Raw genomic sequence first — 17,959 nt, forward strand, 5'->3', positions numbered from 1 at the left:
ATCCTTGGCTGTTCGTGGGGGTATGACTGGTGTTGTATTGCAGATATTAGACAGGGTTAGAGGGAATGTCAATTCGTTGATGTAGCACTCTCTGCCAGGGATTTCTGGAAATTTTCCTCTGGAGTTGACTGATGTGGGGAGAGGGTGAAGTCGGTTGCCGACTCCTCGGTACGCCCGTGGTGTAGTACTGCTGTTCGATATTTCTCTTGTCGAAGCACAGGGAGGATAGCGGCATCGGTAGGGCGATCGTTAGATGGATCGCATCCGTCTGGTAGCCAACCGTAGGCGGTCATTTATCGGATCGTATGTCCTGGGCACTGGCTTCATTCTGGAGCCTGAGCAGGCCCAGGAGCTGATCGAGCGTGACCCCCGCAACAAGGACGTCCTCTTCCCCTACCTCAACGGAGAGGACCTCAACTCGCGTCCTGACTGCTCGGCGAGTCGGTGGGTGATCAACTTCCACGACTGGTCCGAGGAACGGGCGCGGAGCTACTCCGAAGTATTCGACATCGTCGAACGCCTCGTGAAGCCCGTAAGAGCAAAGAACAGCAACCGTCAACGCCGGGAGCTATGGTGGCGCTTCACGCGTCCCACACTCGATCTCTACCGGGCTATTTCGGGTCTTGACCGTGTTCTGGTGGTAGCTCTCGTCAGCAAGACACTTATGCCAGCCTGGACATCCAGCCGTCAGGTTCTATCCCACAAGATAGGTGTTTTTGCAGTCGATAAAGACGAATATCTCGCCTTTATGTCAAGCTCTTTTCACTCCAGGTGGGCATGGCGCAACTCATCAACGATGAAGTCTGATATTAACTACTCCCCATCTGACGCCTACGAAACACTTCCTCATCCGCAACTTAATTCTCGCCTTGCAGATCTAGGTGCAACTCTTCATGGAATTAGGGGAGGTCTAATGACAGAGAGGGGCGAGGGACTGACAAAGCTCTATAATTCATTCCACGACCCTATGCAAAAAAGCAAAGATCTGTGGTTACTTCGGAAAGTTCATGAGCTAATCGACCACACAGTTGCAGATCTGTATGGCTGGCACGATTTGGACGTTAGGCATGACTTTCGGGAGACTCGGCAAGGGTTCCGTTACGCCATCGACCCCACCATCGAAGTTGAAATGCTCGATCGCCTTCTTGAACTCAATCATCACCGCCACCAGGGGGAACACACTGGGGAGGCCTAAGGTGCAAACACGGGGATAATTATTTTCTTCCCTCTTGACTGTGCGCGTGATTGACCTCAAGTAGCCGATCAAGGATCTCCGCTTGAGTTGTGCGACAAAAAACGAGGCGATGGCTTTGCTTTTCCTGCTGAAACTCGAGGTCGAGATTGAGATCTCCCCATCCGTATGATTCTGCCACAGCTTGATTAATGTGAGCATGGACACCCCTGAGTTTGTTTATTTCTTCCCCTGCAAACGCCGGGTCATGGAATCTATTGTATAGCTTGGTCAATCCGATATTTTGATCAAGCATGATGGTGGAACGGGTTTCATGCAAGAGCAAGCCGAGGCTAGCCAATTTTTCTTTGGATGAAGTGCTGGGCTGAGGAAAAGTCTCGTAAACATCGGATGGTGTATAGCGAAGGTCTCCCTTGAGGCTGGAGCCCCATGTGTTCGCCCACAGGTAGTGAATTCCGCTACTCAGAAGAGCCAAGTCTGATGTGCCATTGCTTGTAAAAACTACAGTGTTCTCACTGAGCACCTGGCCCGTAGGGACGAATACTGGTAGGCATGTCTTGCTAACGCGAGCTACCACCAGAACACGGTCAAGTTCAGAGATGAGCGAGTACAGTTCAGGACGACGTCGCTCGTACTGCCACCACCTCTCTCGAGCGTTCTTACTGTGGGTAACTTTCAACCGTACGGGCTTCACGAGGCGTTCGACGATGTCGAATACTTCGGAGTAGCTCCGCGCCCGTTCCTCGGACCAGTCGTGGAAGTTGATCACCCACCGACTCGCCGAGCAGTCAGGACGCGAGTTGAGGTCCTCTCCGTTGAGGTAGGGGAAGAGGACGTCCTTGTTGCGGGGGTCACGCTCGATCAGCTCCTGGGCCTGCTCAGGCTCCAGAATGAAGCCCTTACCCAGCACGTTGGACCCTTGGAAGGACTTACCCCGGTTGGCTACCAGACGGAACGGTCTCCCAGAGACACGTGACTTGCGATCCAGTGAGGAGGTGATGCCGTTCACCGGTTCGTCGTCCAGTACACGTCCCGCTTCGGGGTCCAGAGGCTTCTTACTGGTCCACACCGCGCAGTACTCCAGCGCGGCTGAAGAAGAGGGCCAGCGCGCACTCTTGATAGCCCTCCGGATCTCGACACCGCTTTCGGTGATCTGGTCGAGCCCCACCTCGCGTGTATCGCCCTGGGCAAGGGTGTTGGTGGCGATGAGGCCGGTGTATCCCTGGGGGGCGAGGAGCCGATGCGCGCGGAGTTCGAAGTAGGCGACAAGGTCGGCGCTACCCTTACGTCCGTTCGCAAGCATGGTGACGAACCAGTCACGGACGTTCTTTCCCATGGCGCCGGTGAGTTTCTGCCCGCCCAGGAACGGAGGGTTACCGATGATCGCGTCGAAGCCGCCCCGTTCCATCACGTCTGGCACAGCGAGGATCCAGTGCAGTGGCTTCCAACGCTCGTAGTCCGTCACCACTGTCGGGGTGAGTCCAGCGAGGAGAATGTCGTCGAGCATCGCCCGGTTAGGTTTGCTGTCGTCTGTCGGGTATGCGAGGCCGACAGCGATGCGGAGGTTCTCATATGCTTCGGACAGCGCCTTGCCGGGTTTGCCGCCGAGTCGCAGGCCGGCCGCGATCACGCCGTCGGCAACGTCCGCAAGCTGGCGGGTCAGTTCCTGGTACTCACGCCACTGCCTCCGCTTCGTGGTCGCCGAACGCTGCGGGTCGTTGTCGTTGATCTCGCTCGCTAGGTTCTGACGCAGTCTTGTTGCCCGTGTGAGCACGCCATCGATGTCGAGATGACGGATCGTCTCAGCGTTCTCACCGATATCGAAGAGCGGTGTCGCCGCTGCCTTGACCGGAGTGGCGTGGAGCGCACGAAGTTGTTCGGCATCAGTGAGGCCGAGCAGGGAGTTGCCGTGCAGCACCTTGTCGTCGACGAAGGAGAAAGGCAGTTTGGGGTCGAGGGAGACCAACCAGAGCGACAGCTTGCACATCTCGACGGCCATGGCGTTGATGTCCGCGCCGTAGAGGCATCTCGCAACGACCGTCCGTATCGCGTGGATGTACAAGTCGTGTGCGGTCCCTGTCGCCACACCCTCACGTCGCCAAGCCTCGACGAGCCGAGCTGCCAGATACCGAGCGGCGGCGACGAGGAACGCGCCGGAGCCGCAGGCGATGTCGGCGACCTTGAGGTCGAGGATGTCATCGGACGAGACGGGCCGCCATGCTTCACGATCGGCAGTCCGGTGCGGACCGGGGTTGAAGACCAGCGGTTCCAGAGCATGCTGGACGACTTTCTCTGCCAACTTGCGCGGGGTGTAGTGGGCCCCCGCGGTGGCACGGGACGGGGACTCGACGAGTAGTACACCGCCGGGCTCGACGACGAATGGGCGGTTGCGCAGATCTCGTCGGATGATGCCGATGAAGGGCCGTAGTTGGTCGCGCAGCGCAGTGTCGGTGGTGATGGCGCGCAGGGCCCGTTCGGTGTCCTCGATCTTCTCGCCGCTGAGAATCGCTTTGGCTAGTGCCGTTCTGGAGGGTGGCTTGGCGGCGGGCTGGTTCTCTTTCACCCAGGCCAAGATCGCTCCGGCCAGCTTCGACGCGTCGCGGTCTTGGGCGGCCATGGCCTCCAGCTCGGCCAGGGGTACCTCCGGCTCCTCTCCAGGCCTTCCCTTGAGCCCTACGGTGATCTCATCGACCTCCTTGCTGGTGTAGCCGAGCAGACCCTCGTAGATGTAGCCGATTTGCTCGACGTCGATGTCGCGGAACGAGATCCGCCGAGCCGGCTCGCCCCGCAGCTCGGCCACCTGGACCGAACGCAGTACCTCCAACATGACCCGGTCGCTCACCGTGATCGCCAAGGTGCCTCGGGGGCTGCGCGTCAGGAGGAACGGGAACCGATCGGCGGCGAACAACGAGCCGCCGTACGAGGGCAGGCGCAGATCCTCGAACGAAGCACCGCGGGAGAGTGCTTGAGACGTCGCCAGGAGACGGTGCCAGGTGAGGTGGGTACCGTCGAGAGTCTCACTGCCCTCTTCTCGCTCGCGGCGGTCAAGAGCGTCCAGCTCGTCGCTGATGCCGTACCCCATCGCGAACAGCCGACTTTGCGGGAGCAGACCGCGCTCCTCTGCGAAGAGGAGAAAAACCACCCGCATCATCACCGTCACGGCGGCCTCGTAGACCTCCGACCGCTCTTCGGGCAAAGGATCGGACTCGCCATGTCGGACAGCGTCCAGAGCCCCCTCCGACAGGGCCTGTACGAGTAGTTCGACCGCTCGTCGGACTTGGACGCCGAGTGCCTCGGTGATCTCCTCGGCGGCGGCGACCGACTCTCCGAACAGTTCAGTCAGCCTATCCCCGGGGCGTCCTCCGAACAGGCGCCGGATCCGGAGCAGTTCGAGGAATGCGTTGCGCGTCTGGGGCTCCTCGATCCAGGTCTGCGCGTCGACGATGCCGGAGGCGACCATGGTGTCCTTGCGGGCGCTGACGATCGCCCACCACCGTCCATCGGTGACGACACCGACGGGAACCCCACCAAACCGCAGCAGTTCTTCCATGCGGTCGATGGGACTGGTGGCCCATCCATCGTCCAAGGGGTCGCGCAGCGAGTCCACTGGGTCGACGACCAGGACGAACGCGCCGAGCTTCTCACCGTGCGCGAGGACTCCGGTAGGTGTCACCGTCACGGTGTGGTCTGGAGAGCGTACACCGGCAGCCACCTCAGCGAACTCGGTGAAGTCGGTGGTGTAACGGTCACCCCAGCCGAGGATGTTGCACAGGATCAACTCCACCCAGGAGTCGCGTGCCTCTCGGTAGACATCGAGTGCGGCCGGGTCGTCTCGCCGTAGGTCCCAACTCTCCCACGCCTTCTCGAATGCCGGCCTGGCCTCCTTGAGCATGGCGACCTGGTCGGCGTCGAGCGGCGGCATCCCCTGAGGCCAGACGCGTTTGAGAGCGGGAACGGACAGGAACGGTCCGTCGGAGTCCACCAGCTCCAACCAGGCGCGGTGGAGATCGGCAGCGGATCGCATCGTTCCGGCAGACTCGCGCCTCATGACCCTATCCTTCCCTCTTCAGCGTCGGCTGTGGTCAGGGCGAAGACCACGGCTGCGGCGGATACATGCGGTTTGACATCGGCGTATCGCTCGCCAATGGAGGCGATCTCGCGTTGCTCTTCATCTTGGAGGTTGGCCAGCCGATCCTCCATCGCACGCAGGTCACGTCGCCGCTGAGCTTGCTGGTCGTCGGTGAACAGCAGTTCCTCCTGGGCCCGTATCTCTCCCGCGAGCCGCTCGCGTGATTCCTTTAGGTTGACCCGAAAGGCCGCGAAGATCTCTCGGGCACGGTCGATGTCGGACTCCCTGCGGGCGCGCAGGGCCTCCGTAACCCGTTCCTGGTGGGACTCGGCTCTGCGTGCGACCGCTGTGAGCAGTCGGTTCCGTAGCCGGGAACCATCGGCGTTCCACACCTGTACGAGCGCAGTACGTACACTCTCGTCGGCCAGGACCAGGTCCTCTGCGTCGAGAACCTGGTCGAGCACCTCTTCGACCTTGGTCTCCGCCATGGCCTGACCGCGTAGGCGAACGCCGGTGAGGAAAACCTCCTCATGCAAGCGCAGACCTCCGCGTCCGACGAGGACCAGCCGGGAGACTGCGGCCACGCATGACTGGGGCAGGTCATCGACCACCACCGCGCTCACTCGGTGTACCGGCGAGTCGACTCCGAACAGCGCGCTTCGCAGCAGCCGGGCCGACCGCTGCATCAACGCGTGGCCGAGGTGGACATGAACCAGATCGGTACGGCCCTGTACAGCTTGGTCGTCGAACGTGATCGGACGCAGGACGCCGGGGTTCAGGCGGGTGTCGAGTCCATCGATTGCATGCTGCCAGGCCGATCCAAGTGCTGGGATCTCGAAGACGTCCGCCTCGGTGCGGTCGTCACCGATCTCGACCAGCGGTGGCTGAGCGGTGAGCGACAGAGCTGTGTCAACCACACGACGTGCGTTGCCGGGGGTCAGATGCATCTTCAGCTTGCGCTGCTTATAGGTGTCGGAAAGCTCGGTGAGGCGGCGGTTGAGTTCCATACCACCAGCCAGGGCGCGGGTAATGATGGCATCACCGTTCTCCCGACCCGTCCTAGCCCTGCGGGTGGCCGTGTGCGGACTGAAATACTCCTGCAGTTCAGCGTCGATGATCTGGTTGACCGAGCCGAGATCGTGGGCGACGTTGCCGACCTTTTCCGCGACCCGACGCATGAAGTCCATGTCGGCCGCGTAGGTCGCCGAGGTCGAGTCGGGCCGGAAGTGGTAGATCTCGGGCGTGTGTCGCTGACCGTAGCGGTCGATGCGCCCGATGCGTTGCTCCAACCGAGAAGGGTTGAAAGGAATGTCGAAGTTGACCAGGCGGTGGCAGTAGGCCTGCAGGTCGATACCCTCACCGGCTGAGTCGGTCGCGAGGAGCACCCGCACACGTTCCTTGCTCGGGTCCTCGGTGAAGCGAGCCCGGATCTCCTCTCGCTCTTCTACTGGAGTCGTCCCCTGAATGGTGGCCAGTACCTCACCGTAACCACACTGTGTGAGCACGTCGGTGATCCAGTCCAGGGTGGCGGCGTACTCGGTGAACACCACCACCCGTTCGTTCGTCCACAATGTGCCGTCCGGACGGCAGGTCGCATCAAGGAAGCGGATTAGGGCCTGGAGACGGGAGTCCTGCCGGTGTTCGTACCTCCGGCCCCACGTGACCAAGGCGGTGATCTCCTGGGAAGAAGCAGCCACCAGTGGGTCGGAGCCCTTACTCTGCCGCAGGGCGGTGAACTCCGGATGGTCCGCCTGCCCCTCCTCCTCATCGGACTGCCGACTGCCGAGGACTTCCTGGTAATACTCGTCCTCGTCGTCCAGGTCCGGCAATCGGCCGGTCGCGGCTGCCTGCTCGTACAGTTCCAACGTGCGAGCGAATGCCCACGGGCTCGACAGGAAACGCTTCTTCAATAGCATCGCCACGATGTCACCCGAGCGTTTCTTGCCGTTGGCCCGGGCACTCTCCGTCAGGATGCGCTCCAAAAGCGTGAACTGCCGCTGTTCGTCCTCGTCCGGGGTGAACGGGATGGTCTTCAGCTGACGGGCCTTGAAACCCCTGTCCTTGAGTTCGCTCTTGAGCCGCCGCACCGTCACCTCGCGTAGGGCCCTCTCGTCCAGCAGAGCTCCGCGGCTGAACCGACGGCTGTCGATCATCTCCAGAAGCGCGGTGAACGACTCCTGGTAACCGTTGTGCGGCGTGGCGCTCAGGAACAGGCGATGCTCGCACCTCTCCGCCAGAGCCCGAGTGGCCGTCGTGCGCTGGCTGTCCACGGCATAGCCGTGGTGTCCGTCTCTTGAAGCAGGCCCTGCGGGCGCGACATGGTGTGCCTCATCAACAACGAGCACATCGAACGCGAAACGCTGAGCCGTGGTTGTGTCTCGGGTATCGGCGTAGACCGCGCGCAGCAGACGCTGCGCCCGCACCGTGGGCAGCCACGACAGACTCACGATGACACGTGGGAACAAGCGAAACGGGTTCGTGTTCAGCCCGTGGCTGCGTCGTACCCGCGCCATCAGATCGCTGTTGACGATTACGAAGTCCAGGCCGAACTTCTCCCGCATCTCGTCCTGCCACTTCAAAGCCAGACTCGGCGGGCAGACGATGATGACCGACCGCGCCCTGTGCCGAAGCAGAAGTTCCTGGATGACCAGACCGGCCTCGATGGTCTTGCCCAGCCCGACGTCGTCGGCGAGCAAGAGGTTGGTTCGGGAAGACTGCAGGGCACGGCGCAGCGGCTCCAACTGATACGCCTCGATGTTGGCGCCGCTGCGGAACGGTGCTTGATAGGAATCGGTATCAGCGGAGGTCACCGCGCCCCAGCGCACGGCGTCCACGAAGGCCGCGAGCGTGTTCGGGTCGTCGAAGCTGTCCACAGCGATGGTCTCTGGCAGTCCTTGGTCGGGCGCGACCGTGTGCCCAACCTCCAACTCCCATACGACAGCCAACTCCTCGCCGAGGCGGTCTTCCTCCAAGGACTGGAGACCAACCACATGTGTGAGCTGGGCCGTGCCCTCGTCCGCGGGACTCCGAGGCAGACCTTGTCGACGCACGTCTGTCACAGCCCAGGTGGATCCTCGGACGTTGACGACCTGTCCGGGCTCGGGGACCGGGGGTCGACCTGCACGCTGTTCGCCGCCGAGCTCTTCGTGGCCCTCCTGCTCCGGTGTGACCGTCATCCCCGTGCCCCTTCGTCGTTCGTCACCGGCAAGTGGATAGCACAAGCCTCTTCAAGCCATGAACAGCGCCGGTCTGATCTTCCCGATGGTTTCAAGGTATTGCTACTCATGGGGGCGTAGACCTCAAGGGCCGAGGCCAAGTGCGGGGCCACCAGTTGTACAGGGAAGAGCTCCAGGGCCTCCGACACCTGGCGTCCAGTCACCAACATGCCTTCTCCGACTGCGTCGGAGGAGACATGGTCGGTCTCCGTCTCTGTGGGTGCCTGACACAGTTGCCCTTGTTTGGACAGCGGTTGAGGCTCTGTTGCGGTGTTCGAGCAGTTCAGCGGTCCAGGTTTCCATCCAGAAGCTGGCCCTGGGTGATATTAGGGCGTTAAAAAATTCCAGCACGTGAATATTCGGATTATTCCTGGACGCCGGTGCTCTGTACGCGTAGATTGCGGTGCACAACCCCCTACCGCGGAGGTACAACCGTGGACATGGTCCAGATCGCCGGTGACTGCAAGGGCGACGACTGCCCCAAGGTGTTCACCACTGACAGGAACTCGATCGTCGTCCAGGGCGACCTGGTCACGAGCATCAGCAGCCCCGACGGAGAGGCCGTCGTGGAGATCCCCCGAGCCGTGTGGGAGGAGGCCGCCCGTGCGCTTGGAAGGTGACGCTTGGCGCGAGTTCTTCGACGCCTTCAGCGACTACGCGTTCCGGCTGGAGACCCTGCCGGTCTACGGAGTCGCCTCCGAGGACGAGGAGTTCAGACGCTTTCTGGTCGGCGAGCCACGACCGGACGAGGAACTGGCGGACTCCCCCTGGCTGCACCGGGTCCGGAGGTTCACGGCATCCGGACGCCGCGTGGAACGCGTTCACGTGGTGACACCGCCGCTGTCGGACTACCTGCGCTACGAGATGGAGTGGGGATACGACTTCAACATCGTGGCGGGAGAGGACGTGCGGATCATCGAGACAGAGGCGCCTTCGGGGCTGCCGTTTCCCGCGCATGAGGACTTCTGGCTCTTCGATGACACGCATGTCGTCCTCATGCGGTACGAGGACGACGGAACGCAGATCGACAGGGTTCTCCTCGAAGATGCGGATGTCTCGGACTACATCTCTCGCAAGGACACCGCGCTTCGTCTGGGAACTCCCTACGAGCGTTACAGGGTACGACTGAACACCTAGTGCTGGAACCAGAAAGCATCGACGGGCGCCGCGGAGAGCTGTCCAAGGCGCTCCGTCGTGTGCGGAAAAAGGCCGGGCTCACCGGAGAGCGGCTCGCCTCCATCGTCGGGATGAGTCAGAGTAAGGTCTCGAAGATAGAGACAGGTAAACTGGTTCCCTCTTCAATCGATGTTGAACGGATTCTTCGTGCGCTCAAGGCGACTCCAGAAGAGATAGAAGAAATCTCGTCGCTGGCACGAGTCGCCAACACGGAGTACCAGAACTGGCGTGCTTCGTTGCGCCGAGGCCTGCACCACAAACAGGCGGAGCTCGCCACCCTCGAAGCAACCTCATCGACCTTCCGCTACTTCCTCCCGTCCATGATCACGGGGTTGCTCCAGACGCCGGAGTACGCCAGGGCGAGCCTGGCAAGCCTGCCGGGGGACCACACGCGTGCCCTGATGAGGCGGTTCGAGCGCCAGTCCATCCTGTATGACACGAACAAGGGCTTCACCTTTCTCCTCACCGATCAGGCACTCAGATGGCCGCTCTGTCGCCCGGGGGAGATGTCGGTACAGCTCGAACGGATCGCGGCGCTTTCGGAGCTGCCCAACGTCAGGATCGGTGTGCTTCCGCTTGACCGGGCCACGGTACCCGAAGGCCCATTGTCCACGTTCACCGTCTATGACCAGACCCTGGCCACTGTCGAGACGTTCACCGGAGCACTGCTCATCCGCTCTGCCCAGGACGTGGCCCTCTACGTCGAGACTTTTCGCCTGTTCGAAGAGAACGCCCTGTTTGGTGCACAGGCGCGGGATTTCGTGCGCCAGGCGGCAGAAGCCTTTCGCGACTGAATTATTCTTCATGGGTCCATGTCTTGGTGGCCCGGTCATCATGCCTGATGGGTGACTTTATTCCATGACGGGAAACCCATGGAATCCCCATCGGTATGTGTATATGCTCTGGATCGGTTGGCGGCCATTGGGAGAGAAAACCTGATCGCCATGAGCGTGGTCGAAGCAGGTTCTCCTCATCTCCGGAAAGAACCACGAAAGCCTGTCTTCGGGCGCGAACACACGAACGAGGAACGAGGGAACATGCCCGTGATCGTCAAACAGAGCGCCCGCGCAATCCTGTTCGACAGCGAGGGGCGACTGGTGTTCTTCAAGCGCACCAAACCGGGACAGGAGCCTTACTGGACCTCTGTGGGAGGCCGACTGGAGCCGGAGGACGCCGATGCCGAGGCCGCACTGCACCGGGAGGTCCTCGAGGAACTCGGTGGAAAGATCGACCAGGTCCGCCAGGTCCTCCTCATCACCGACGACCTTCCCGGAGGTGTGGGCCTTCAGCACGTCTTCACCGCACGGCTGGTCTCCATGGACCTGGTCCACCGTACCGGTGCCGAGTTCACCGAGACCGGACGCGGAACCTACGAGGTGGTCAGCGTTCCCGCCACACGCGCCGCCCTCTCGGAGATCCGTCTCTTGCCATCTCAGCTCGCCGAGTTCGTCCAAGCGAACGTCCATGGTCTTCTGGCACTGCTGGACCCGACCGGTGAGGCGCACGAGGAAGACGAGGCTCCGTGACCGGATTTGTCAGCCTCAACGGACCGGACAGCAGCGGCAAGTCGACGCAGGTGCGTCTGCTGGCCGAGAGCTGGGAAGGTTTCTGCGACCTGGGCCCCGTTCACCGGCACGACCCGATTCCGTGGGACCGCGTCTCGGGGGAGGGGTACGGCACCTGGTGGTTCATCACCTCCACGACGGAGGAACTAACCGGAATGCTGTTCGCTGGCCACGCCGCTAGGGCAGGGGCACGACCTTCCGGCAGGGTCGGGCTGCTCGACCGCGGCTGGTACATGCTTCTCGCCACGGCGATCGCCACGTGCACGGTCAAGGAGTCGTTGTCTGTCGAGGACGCCCGGTCCCGTGTCCTCGCCCTCCTGGACACCGACGCACCCGATCCACCCGAAACCCCGCTCCTGCTGCTGCCCTCACTCGACACCGAACGCAGTATCGCCATCGCCCGGCGTCGAGAAGAACGCCCGTGGACCGATACCTACCTCGACTACCAGAGGCATCTACACCGCGTGCTCCTGTGTATGGCGCACCAGGGCGTGTTCGCTGATGTCGTGGCCGATCCCTCCCAGGGCATCGACGCGACACACGCACGTATTCGCCGGGCTCTCACCGAACAGGAAGTCGGTGTTCCCGCACATCGCCACCCAGTGAAGGACGGACGATCCCGTGAACCCTCCCGGCCTCTCCCTCGCTGAACCCCTCGACCCCCTGCTCACCCTGCTCCCCTTCAAGGAACGCGCCCGGTTCAACGAAGTCGCGAGCGGGTTGCACCACACGAACCACCTGCTCTGGTCTGCCGAGGACGGTGTACGGGGCGACTCGCTCGACGCGGTACAGGTTGCTGATGGCAAGCGCGTCATCGACCAGCTCAACATGGACCGCGTCCGCCACGCAGAACGACTCGACGAGGTGATCGGTGCGGCATGCCCGCCCCCGGCCGTGACCGCTCCACTCCACACCGAGCCGCTCAGCTCCGTGATCGACCGGCTGTCGGTGTCCGTGCTGCGGCTCCACTACACCCGTCTGGTGGCGGAGGACGACACCGGAGTCCGAGCCCGTGTGGCCGGGGTGCGGACCCAACTCCGCGAGGCACGCGAATCCCTCAGATGCCTTGCCGAGGACGTTGCCGCCGGAGGCAGGCGGCTCCCCAACGGTGCGCGGTTCAAGCTCTACGGCACGACCACGCGGACCGAGACGCGCTCCGCCCCGAGTCCTCATCTTCCGCCGGTCATCGCACTGGGTGGGCTGAGCGAGTGCGGCAAGACCACCTCGGGGATCTTCCTGAACCGGGACGAGAACGCGGCACGGTTCAAGATCGGCTACCTCCTGGCCCAGGCAGCGGCCCGTCAGGGCTTGGCCGATCCCTACGCCCTGCCGCCGACGCGACAGGCGGAACTCCTCCTGGACGAGCTCAACCGGTTCGCCGACGCTCACCTGGGTATCGGCCTGATCACCATCGAGTCCGTACACAGGGCCGAGTCGATCACGGCGCTCAAGGAGGTGATGGGTGAACGTCTGCGCGTGGTCTACGTGCGCACTCCTCGCGCGGTACGGCTGGCACGATCGGGCGGCGATGAACGGGCCCTGGAGGAGAAAGACCGGATCAAGATCGAACGGGGTGCGGACCGTATCCCCGCCGACGTCGTCCTCGACAACTCCGGCAGCGTGCCCCGTCTGCACAGTGGACTCCGGCACCTGGCCAGCCCGCCGGTCGACTCACGGTTCAAGACCGTCCGCCCCGAAGAACTCGGGCTGCCCTCCGCGGTGTGTGCGGCAACCTCCCGGCTTGTGGACGCATTGGCCGTTCTCTCCGAGGAACCGTGTCTGGTCGCCCTCACGGGAAGTGCGGTCAACGGCGGGTGGCGCGAGGGCTGGTCCGACATCGACCTGCTGGTCATCGCCGAAAACGGGCACAGTACAGGCGTGACGCGGGCGGTCGATGACTACCGAGCCGCCCTTCAGGCCTACGGAGACATCCACCTGGGTGCGACAGTCCTCCCCCTCGCCGAAGCCCAGGCCCGCAGACTTCCGAACCGGGTACTCGCCGCGCTGGTCATGCTCCAAGAGGGCGCTCCCGCTCTGATGGTCGGGCCGGGACTTCGGCTGCCCATGATCTCCCGGCAGGAGGTGGAACGCGCGACCCCCGCCGCCCTGGCCGACGTGGTCGCGACCACTCGGAGACTCCGTCACGACCCCGGACACGGCCACATCCGTTCCCTGTACAAGCATCTGGTTCTGCTCTGCCGACTCCTGCTCAGGGAACAGGCGGTGTGGGTGAACGGCAACGACGAAGTCATCTCCGAAGCGCTCCGGTTGCTTCCCGGACTCGGGGCTCTCGAACTTCCGCCCCTGCCCGAGGTCATCGCCGCCCACCAGCAGGGCACGGACCAATCCCGAGTGCTCGGCGCGATCGAGAAGGCCGTGGACCGGTTGCTCATCTGGCACCAGCGACAGTGCGCTGCCTGAGATCCGAGAGGAAGAACATGGAAGCGGTCACCCAGAGAGCGGCCTTTCACGCCGAGGTCGTCCCCCGATTGGATGCAGGACCCCACAGCCGTCCCGAGCGGGTGCTCCACGACCTCGACGGCGCACGGTCGGCTGTTCTGCCGGCCGAGTTCACCACCGCCGGTCGCACCCTGTGGGAAAGCCTGCGCAGTACCGCCCCGGCGGTGGAGGACGCCGACGCCATCCTCGGCCTGGACGCGGGCGGAATCGTCCCGGCCCTCGCCGCCAGCCTCGCCTCGGGGATCCCTTACAAGCTCGCATGGAAGGTCCGGGTTCCCCTGCCCGGAGCCGTCCATTTCGTCGAGGGCCACGCGAACCGTCCGAACGTGTTCGCCTACGGAATCGTCCCCGGCAACGGTTACGTCCTGGTCGACGACGAGGTGACGACCGGCGTCACCCTGGCGAACCTCGCCCAGGCTCTGTTCCGCCACGGGGCGCGTCCGCTGGCCGTGGCGTGCCTGGCAGAGGACACCCGTTACAGGGCGAGGGAGGTCATCGAGGAACTCGGTCTTCCCCTCGTCTCGCTCACCCGGATCGGAGAGGGAGGATGAGTCCGACCAGGGCCGCAGTGGCATGTCACTGGGGGAACACCGTCTACACCTCCGCGCAGGTACTGGCGATCCCGCTCGGCTACGACCGCGAGGCGACTCCGGTCGGACAGACGCTTCCAGGATCTCCCGATCACGGGTTGCGGCGTTCTCTGGAACGGTGCACGCAGGTCGTGGTGGCCTTCGACGGCAAACTGGGGGACTCCCTACTCTCCTTCGGAGTGGTCGCCGCGGTCACGGATGCACTCTCGCTCTTGGGTAGAAACGTTCCCCTCATTACTCTCGGCCGCTACGGGCATCTCCACCCGGAGAGACACACGGACGGCTCACACCGTGGCACGCCCCGGATCATCATCGGTGATGAACCGGGGGCGGCACTGGCTCACCCGACCGGTGACGACCACGTTCTGCTCTGCCGTCCGGAACGGGCCCACTGCCGTGATGACGGTCAAAGAGCCCACACCTTCCTCCCCGCCCGCTACTACCTGGGAGTGGAAGAACGCTTCGGTCAGCGCCTGATCGGCGGTCCGCCGTTCCTCCCCTCTCTGGCACCGGACACGTGCGGTACCGGTGGACATGAGCTCACGATCGCGGTCGTCACCGCAACCAGTTGGCCCGACCGCAAGGACTACGGCGCGCAGGGGTTCACCACGGCGGCCCGCATCATCGGTGAGCGCGTCGGCCGCAAGGTGAGGCTCCTTCTCGTGTCCGGCCATGACAGGGCAGAGGTCCTCCCCGCAGACGCGGGCGGGACACGTGTGGAACCGGTCGTGGGAGCTGGTCTGAAGACACTGATCTCCCGGTTCGCCCAGTGCGACATGGTCCTCGGCAACGACACCGGGCTCACCCACCTGGCCGCGCTCGCCTCAAGACGCGCCGAGGTCATAGGGCTGTACGGTCGGCACTCCCACAGCAAGTGGCGGACAGGGCTTGCTCACCACCACGCACTGGCCACACCCTTCTCCGAGCGCATGCACCGCTGGGACATGTGCCCGGTACGTGACGGCCTGGACGAAGCCGCAGGGGAGCGGCACTCCCCGCTGTCCACGATCTCCCCGCACGTACTCGCGGACGCCGCTGTCCTCGCCCTGGAACGCGGACACCCATGACGAAGCCCAGAGTGCTCCTGCGCATCGGCCGCCCCTCGCGGTACACCCGCAACCGTCTCTATCCGGTCGACACTCCCCGTCGTCAGCTCATCGCCAAGTCCATGCCCGACCACGGTGAGGCCCGCGCCGAGGTACGCGGGCACCTACTCCTGCGCCGTTGGTACCCGGTGCCCGCTCTGCACCACCGGATTCGGCTTCCCAGCCGCACCGTCCTGGTGTACCAGCGGCTGGAGGCGGGTACCGACCGCGGACTCCTTCTGGATCTGCTCAACACACCGGACGACGGCGACCACTCGGCCCTGGACACCTACCTGCGCCAGCTGACGAGCACCTACCTGCGGGTCTTCTCCGAAACAGCGCAGATGAGCCCTCCCGAGGCAGTGATCGGCAAGCTCTACCGGGACCGGGCCAAGCCCGGTGGACGGCTCGACCACTACTACGCTGACCAGGAGTCCGTACTGACCGATGCCGAAGACGGACCGAGGCTCAGCGACCTCGCAAGAACCGGCGTGTACGTCAACGGGCGCCACTACAAACTCGACTGGGCCGCGACGATCGCCTGGCTTCGCGACGCGTTCGACGTTCCCGGCTGGAGCGTGATCAGCCAGGGCGACCCCACCGACGTCAACCTCGCCGTTCCCTTGGCCTGGATGGACTACGACACCGCCGGACGCAACGCCCTTGCGGGCGAGATCGCCAACTTCAGCTTCTACACGGCCGTGCTCGGAGGTTGGTTGGTCCCCGCGCTGAACCCGGAGGCGTTCACCCGGCATCCCGCCACGTTCGCCCGGCTCCCCGCGAACACGCCACACGTCAGCTCGCATACGCACGCGGACACGCTCCACATCCGGTTCACGGACCGGTTGACTCGTGCACGGAGGCTCGCGCTGTCCCGTTACTGGGAGCTGCTCGTCCGCCCGATCGCCGCACGCTACCTCCCCGGAGAGTCCCTCGGTGAAGCGCTCCGCCCCTACCTGGCGATGCGCATCATCGGTGTGTTCAACCTCGCCCACATGTCCTTGGAACAGCGGCTGTACCTGATCGCCAAGCTCGCTCTGTGCATGGACTCCAACTTCTCTCCCACCCGCTTCTTCGGCCTGACGGAGTACGCGTGACCTACTCGTTGAACGGGCGCCTGGCCCTGGTGACCGGAGCCACCGGCGGAATCGGATCGGCAGTCGCCCGTGCTCTTGCCGGGGCCGGTGCCCATGTCGCACTGGCCCACTGCGGCGGTGACGAACACGCCCGTGGCCTCACCCGGGAAATCATGGACGACGGAGGCGTCGCCGGGGTCTTCGAAGCGGACCTGCGTTCACCCACCGCACCAGCGGAGTTGTACGCACGCGTGCATGAACGGATGGGAGCTCCGAACATCCTTGTCAGCGCAGCCGGAGACTACCCCCGGACGCCGCACGCGGACCTCACCCGGGCCCGGTGGGCAGAGTGCCTTGCTCTCAACCTGACCGCCCACCACCTGCTCATTCAGGCCATCGCTCCGGCGATGGTCTCCCAACACCACGGCCGCATCATCATCATCGGTAGCGTGCTCGCCTCCACCGGTAGACACGACCTGGCCGACTACATCGCGGCGAAGGCCGGTCTCGAAGGGCTCACCCGGGCGCTCGCCCGTGAACTCGGCGGGGACGGAATCACCGTCAACTGTGTCGCACCGGGGTCCATCCGCGTGCCCGCCGAGGACCAGGTCGTCCCTGATCCCGTAGCCATGGAGGAACGTCAACTCACCCGTCAGTGCGTGCGACGCCGGGGCCGTCCCGAGGACGTCGCTTCCGCTGTGGCATTCCTGGCCAGCTATGAAGCCGGGTTCATCACCGGACAGACCCTGCGGGTGGACGGGGGATGGGTTCTTGGCTGAGGTGTACCTGATGCGTCATGCCCACTACGTCGGCCACGGATCCGGCTACCACGCGCCCGACGACGCGATGCTCTCATCCGAAGGCCGACAGGACACGATCGCGATGGCTCGGTTCCTGCCATCCGCTGCCGGCATCGTCTCCAGCCCACTGCCGCGTGCGCTTCAGACCGCTGAGATCCTGGCAGAGCACTCGGGGGTCCCTCGGTTGGGCGCCATCTCGGACCTTCGGGAATGGCGCAGTCCGAGCGCCGTTCGAGGTGTACCTCCAGCGGACTTCCCCGAGGACTACGCCGAATGGCGTTCGAGGCGCACGCATGAGCCCGCCAGCCGGTACGGAGACGGCGAATCTCTCCAGGAGTTGAGTGAGCGAGCCACACGAGTCCGTGCGGGGTTGACCGCTCTGGCGGAGCGGCAAGGACCTCTACTCGTGGTCTCCCACAAGATGCTTCTCCGCGCGCTGACCCTTTCGGGCGGCCCCTCGCCCGTGTTCGACCCGGCTGGACGAGACAACTGGCCTTTTCTCGAGTTCCGTGCCTTGGACAGGGAAAGCTAGACGACGTACTGCTGGGGAGAGTCTGAGGAAGCGGTCGCCTCCGACCTGCTCTTCGGTGCCGAAGGGGCCCCAGCGGCGGTGCTTCTGTACTTTGTGCTGTGAGCGCACCACAGTTTGGGCTCAGACGGCGCCAAGCCTCACCCAACCCCATTTGGATGGAGAGCCGAAGAGATAGCCCTGGCGCCCACACGGCTTTTCC

General features: G+C 63.7%; 14 protein-coding genes. 12 read left to right on the top strand and 2 right to left on the bottom strand.

All coding sequences use genetic code 11. The features are described 5' to 3' along the window. Positions 1-253 precede the first annotated feature (253 nt). A complete protein-coding gene (locus FYW95_RS02545; RefSeq protein WP_160049931.1) occupies positions 254-1,195 on the top strand; it encodes a type IIL restriction-modification enzyme MmeI in 942 nt (313 codons plus the stop codon). A gap of 19 nt (positions 1,196-1,214) precedes the next feature. Here the strand turns inward: FYW95_RS02545 and FYW95_RS02550 are convergent, their stop codons facing one another. Continuing rightward, complete coding sequence (locus tag FYW95_RS02550; RefSeq protein WP_201294627.1) at positions 1,215-5,240, bottom strand: Eco57I restriction-modification methylase domain-containing protein; 4,026 nt, start codon at positions 5,238-5,240, stop codon at positions 1,215-1,217. After that, positions 5,237-8,437, bottom strand: a complete 3,201-nt coding sequence (gene drmD, locus FYW95_RS02555) for a DISARM system SNF2-like helicase DrmD (RefSeq protein WP_160049932.1) — start codon at positions 8,435-8,437, stop codon at positions 5,237-5,239. The genes FYW95_RS02550 and drmD overlap by 4 nt, the downstream gene beginning before the upstream one ends. A gap of 479 nt (positions 8,438-8,916) precedes the next feature. On the opposite strand from drmD, the gene FYW95_RS02560 reads away from it, so the two are divergent. The 11 genes from FYW95_RS02560 to FYW95_RS02610 all read left to right on the top strand — a co-directional run bounded on the left by FYW95_RS02560 (position 8,917) and on the right by FYW95_RS02610 (position 17,760). Further along, a complete protein-coding gene (locus tag FYW95_RS02560) occupies positions 8,917-9,096 on the top strand; it encodes a hypothetical protein (RefSeq protein ID WP_160049933.1) in 180 nt (59 codons plus the stop codon). Continuing rightward, the gene (locus FYW95_RS02565; protein WP_160049934.1) at positions 9,080-9,613 is read left to right on the top strand and encodes a DUF6879 family protein; all 534 of its coding nucleotides are present in this window, start codon (positions 9,080-9,082) and stop codon (positions 9,611-9,613) included. The genes FYW95_RS02560 and FYW95_RS02565 overlap by 17 nt, the downstream gene beginning before the upstream one ends. After that, a complete protein-coding gene (locus FYW95_RS02570) occupies positions 9,613-10,446 on the top strand; it encodes a helix-turn-helix domain-containing protein (protein WP_160049935.1) in 834 nt (277 codons plus the stop codon). Before FYW95_RS02565 ends, FYW95_RS02570 begins: the two co-directional genes overlap by 1 nt. Positions 10,447-10,689: 243 nt before the next feature. After that, complete coding sequence (locus tag FYW95_RS02575) at positions 10,690-11,178, top strand: NUDIX domain-containing protein (protein ID WP_160049936.1); 489 nt, start codon at positions 10,690-10,692, stop codon at positions 11,176-11,178. Next, positions 11,175-11,867 (top strand): hypothetical protein, encoded by a 693-nt coding sequence (locus FYW95_RS02580; protein ID WP_160049937.1) that lies wholly within the window; start codon positions 11,175-11,177, stop codon positions 11,865-11,867. The genes FYW95_RS02575 and FYW95_RS02580 overlap by 4 nt, the downstream gene beginning before the upstream one ends. Beyond that, a complete protein-coding gene (locus FYW95_RS02585) occupies positions 11,839-13,638 on the top strand; it encodes a DUF4254 domain-containing protein (RefSeq protein WP_160049938.1) in 1,800 nt (599 codons plus the stop codon). The genes FYW95_RS02580 and FYW95_RS02585 overlap by 29 nt, the downstream gene beginning before the upstream one ends. A gap of 17 nt (positions 13,639-13,655) precedes the next feature. Then, complete coding sequence (locus FYW95_RS02590) at positions 13,656-14,228, top strand: phosphoribosyltransferase (RefSeq protein WP_160049939.1); 573 nt, start codon at positions 13,656-13,658, stop codon at positions 14,226-14,228. Next, complete coding sequence (locus FYW95_RS02595; RefSeq protein WP_160049940.1) at positions 14,225-15,334, top strand: glycosyltransferase family 9 protein; 1,110 nt, start codon at positions 14,225-14,227, stop codon at positions 15,332-15,334. Before FYW95_RS02590 ends, FYW95_RS02595 begins: the two co-directional genes overlap by 4 nt. Further along, the gene (locus tag FYW95_RS02600) at positions 15,331-16,449 is read left to right on the top strand and encodes a hypothetical protein (protein ID WP_160049941.1); all 1,119 of its coding nucleotides are present in this window, start codon (positions 15,331-15,333) and stop codon (positions 16,447-16,449) included. The genes FYW95_RS02595 and FYW95_RS02600 overlap by 4 nt, the downstream gene beginning before the upstream one ends. Then, a complete protein-coding gene (locus FYW95_RS02605; protein ID WP_160049942.1) occupies positions 16,446-17,207 on the top strand; it encodes an SDR family NAD(P)-dependent oxidoreductase in 762 nt (253 codons plus the stop codon). The genes FYW95_RS02600 and FYW95_RS02605 overlap by 4 nt, the downstream gene beginning before the upstream one ends. A gap of 10 nt (positions 17,208-17,217) precedes the next feature. Next, positions 17,218-17,760, top strand: a complete 543-nt coding sequence (locus FYW95_RS02610; RefSeq protein ID WP_236572043.1) for a histidine phosphatase family protein — start codon at positions 17,218-17,220, stop codon at positions 17,758-17,760. The last annotated feature ends 199 nt before the right edge of the window (positions 17,761-17,959 follow it).

Origin of the sequence: Nocardiopsis sp. FR4, assembly GCF_009830945.1 — a bacterium.
GTDB lineage: Bacteria > Actinomycetota > Actinomycetes > Streptosporangiales > Streptosporangiaceae > Nocardiopsis.

Excerpts from the sequence above, each read along its gene's own strand:
- FYW95_RS02545 (WP_160049931.1), top strand. The coding sequence starts at position 254 with ATGGATCGCATCCGTCTGGTAGCCAACCGTAGGCGGTCATTTATCGGA.
- FYW95_RS02550 (WP_201294627.1), bottom strand. The coding sequence starts at position 5,240 with ATGAGGCGCGAGTCTGCCGGAACGATGCGATCCGCTGCCGATCTCCAC.
- drmD (WP_160049932.1), bottom strand. The coding sequence starts at position 8,437 with ATGACGGTCACACCGGAGCAGGAGGGCCACGAAGAGCTCGGCGGCGAA.
- FYW95_RS02560 (WP_160049933.1), top strand. The coding sequence starts at position 8,917 with ATGGTCCAGATCGCCGGTGACTGCAAGGGCGACGACTGCCCCAAGGTG.
- FYW95_RS02575 (WP_160049936.1), top strand. The coding sequence starts at position 10,690 with ATGCCCGTGATCGTCAAACAGAGCGCCCGCGCAATCCTGTTCGACAGC.
- FYW95_RS02590 (WP_160049939.1), top strand. The coding sequence starts at position 13,656 with ATGGAAGCGGTCACCCAGAGAGCGGCCTTTCACGCCGAGGTCGTCCCC.
- FYW95_RS02595 (WP_160049940.1), top strand. The coding sequence starts at position 14,225 with ATGAGTCCGACCAGGGCCGCAGTGGCATGTCACTGGGGGAACACCGTC.
- FYW95_RS02600 (WP_160049941.1), top strand. The coding sequence starts at position 15,331 with ATGACGAAGCCCAGAGTGCTCCTGCGCATCGGCCGCCCCTCGCGGTAC.
- FYW95_RS02610 (WP_236572043.1), top strand. The coding sequence starts at position 17,218 with ATGCGTCATGCCCACTACGTCGGCCACGGATCCGGCTACCACGCGCCC.